Here is a 2,702-nt window from a genome sequence, read left to right on the forward strand (position 1 = left end):
CCGCGTTTATGATTGGTCCGATCGCTCAATTTCTCTTCATTCCCTTTATGACTACAGGTGCAGGGGTCGATCTGCTTGGCAGTTGGTTTGGAACTGGAGCCGATCGAGGGATTGCACTTTTATTTACTGTGACTGGGTTAATTGGATTGACGGTAACACTACTGGCGATGAGATCGAGATCGTATCGAAAATTATCAGCGATTTATCAACAATATTAACCATAAAAGTACGGAGGTACTTGTGTCTTTATCTTGTGAGAGCCGAGCCGAAGTTGACGGCACTGAATCTACGTGGACTGCTATATCTTTGTGCTGTATTTACGACCTTTCCGTTTTGGCATCAATCTGTACAAAAGTCTCAAGCAAGACTGCGCGATCGACCTGCTTGGCAACAAAGATTTGTCGAGATCGCACCTTGGCTTGTAATTGCATCAGTGCTTGTTTCAGCGATCTCCGATTCGCTGAACCACAACTGGGCGATTGAGACACTTGCAAGTGCGGCTTTAGGTCTACCAATCATCTTTCTGAGTGTAGAAAATCTCTTTGTCAGAAACCAGATCCGTCAATAGTATCACGCACTCAGCTAGGCAATGTACATGGAGTAAGGAGACACTTAAATGACCGATCTGATTCTCACCACTTTCGATTGGGTTCCCGAAACTCCGCGAGGCTATGTGCGTGACATCCGTGTGCGGTGGGCACTGGAAGAAGCTGGGTTGCCCTATCACGTAAATAGCGTGCCATTTCGCGATCGCGGTGCCGAGCATTTTTCGCACCAACCCTTTAGTCAAGTGCCGTGGTTGACTGATGGAGATCTCTCGATCTTTGAAAGCGGTGCGATTTTGCTTCATCTAGGCGAGCGAAGTGAATTGCTGATGCCAGTCAATCCGCATAGTCGTAGCGAGGTCAAACAGTGGCTGTTTGCCGCGCTCGCTTCCGTTGAGGCAGCAAGTCAGCCCTGGTCTTTCTTCAAATTCTCCGGTGTCACCGGAGAAACGCCGATGTGGAAGTTTTTTGACGACTTCCTCATATTACGGCTCAAGCAGATGGAGGCAGTGTTGACCGGACGCGAATGGCTTGTGGGAGCTTTTTCGATCGCTGACATCTTGATGGCGGACGTGCTACGCCTTGTGGATCGGTTTGACGGGCTGGCGGCATATCCCGCCTGTCATGACTATGTTGCGCGCGCCACGGCACGCCCGTCGTTCGTGAAGGCACACGCAGACCAGATGGAGCATTTTGCTGCGGCAGATTGAGTAACACCCGACCATTCGATGAAAGCGAGTGGCTGGTCAGAAAACATTACGGACAGCCATTAAAATTAACAACCTTGGAGTGGCGGCTGCGTTGGGCAGTACGAATCGTCTTCGTGCTGAATCTGGTTTTTGCGGGGCATTTGTTGTCTTTCAAATCGAACTATTAGCTCAGCGCACACTGGATGAGGAGATCGTGGTTTTAATTTTGTTTGGATGGCAAGTAATAACAATCGATAAATCTGTTGGTATGAGCAGCTTTGTTTATCTCGATCGATTAAAAAATAAATGATTTTTGTTGCACATAGCTACTCATGTTTATTGTACCTTCCGAATGTGAGGAAAGTGTGAGCTACGCGCAATATATTTTTGATTCAATTTATAAAAAAAATAAGTTAAAGCCTTGCCAGAAGCTAGTTATATATCTTGAGATAGCATTGTTCGTTTGCAACTACAACACAAAATTAATAATTTATTATTCTATTTTATTAAGATACTTTTATCTATGCCCTTAGAGGGAGTCCTCTAATTATTTAAGTGATTAACCTTGAAGAATGGTCGATTAATTAAGATCTAAATTTAATCGTTAGATCCCAACTTTATACGTTGAAACTAACCCCATGAACAAGATAATTTTGTTGGCATTAGCCTGTGCGGGATTCGTAGTGACTACGCCCTTTACAACACATGCACTAGATTCAGAAAAAATCGGTCAGAACCTCGGAACGAGAATCGCCCAATACGTTGGCGTAGCCTCTCCTTTGGAGAATCGCGACCAAAATCGTGACGACCAATATCGTGACGACCAATATCGTCGTAACCAGTATCGCGACCGCCAGTTTGCTGTTTATTATCGCAACCGTGGCGACCGCCAATGGATTTTGGAGGGAAACCACGACAATCGTCGCGATGCCCAACGTTCTGCCAACCGACTGGAGCGGCGTGGTTATCTAACCTACGTTCAAGTCAGTCGAAGAGTCAATAGTGGGATGAATCGAGGCTGATATCTGCAATTGAAGGTGTTGTCGTAGCCTAGCCAATGCCTGATACCAAAATTTGATGTGGAGCTAATTTTAAAAACTTAAATCGATATCAAGATTTTGAATTATTGCTATTTTGCACTTATTCATCAAAATATTTTTATCTATGTCTTTAGAGAGAGGTTTTTATTGTTCTAATCGATTTAGCCAAAGATAACACCCCTCACTTCTGCTAATCAAACAGAACTAACCATGTCAAAATTTGTCTCACTAGCAATTGGATTACTAGCAGTAATCTCTATTGCCCCAAAGTCTGGAGCCATGAGTGCAAATATTCAACCATCATCGCTCCAACAACCAGCCGAAAATCTCCACTCCCAAATTATTTTCCGAACTGGCGAACGAGATTATAATCGCCGCGAACAACGGCAATATCGCCGCGACTTGAGGCAGCAAAGACGTTGGGAACG

At 44.8% G+C, this 2,702-nt stretch carries 5 protein-coding genes and 1 pseudogene; all 6 read left to right on the plus strand.

Annotated features, from left to right (window positions below; all coding sequences use genetic code 11):
• Positions 1-218: pseudogene (locus RMO84_RS18520) on the plus strand (MFS transporter); the annotation flags it as partial.
• Positions 219-253: 35 nt separating this feature from the next.
• Positions 254-568, plus strand: a complete 315-nt coding sequence (locus tag RMO84_RS18525) for a hypothetical protein (protein ID WP_310489913.1) — start codon at positions 254-256, stop codon at positions 566-568.
• Positions 569-616: 48 nt separating this feature from the next.
• Entirely contained in the window at positions 617-1,255 is a 639-nt protein-coding gene (locus RMO84_RS18530) for a glutathione S-transferase family protein (RefSeq protein WP_310489914.1), read from the plus strand.
• Positions 1,256-1,283: 28 nt separating this feature from the next.
• On the plus strand, positions 1,284-1,544 hold the full coding sequence (locus tag RMO84_RS18535; protein WP_310489915.1) for a hypothetical protein: 261 nt from the start codon (positions 1,284-1,286) through the stop codon (positions 1,542-1,544).
• Positions 1,545-1,872: 328 nt separating this feature from the next.
• A complete protein-coding gene (locus RMO84_RS18540) occupies positions 1,873-2,256 on the plus strand; it encodes a hypothetical protein (RefSeq protein ID WP_310489916.1) in 384 nt (127 codons plus the stop codon).
• A gap of 228 nt (positions 2,257-2,484) precedes the next feature.
• Positions 2,485-2,702 (plus strand): hypothetical protein (locus RMO84_RS18545; RefSeq protein WP_310489917.1); only part of this gene is annotated, 218 nt, incomplete at its 3' end.

This window comes from Chamaesiphon sp. VAR_69_metabat_338 (assembly GCF_031423935.1).
In the GTDB taxonomy this organism is placed as follows: Bacteria; Cyanobacteriota; Cyanobacteriia; order Cyanobacteriales; family Chamaesiphonaceae; genus Chamaesiphon.

Bases quoted from the DNA above. Each gene is read 5' to 3' on its own strand.
- RMO84_RS18540 (WP_310489916.1), top strand. From the start codon at position 1,873: ATGAACAAGATAATTTTGTTGGCATTAGCCTGTGCGGGATTCGTAGTG.
- RMO84_RS18530 (WP_310489914.1), top strand. From the start codon at position 617: ATGACCGATCTGATTCTCACCACTTTCGATTGGGTTCCCGAAACTCCG.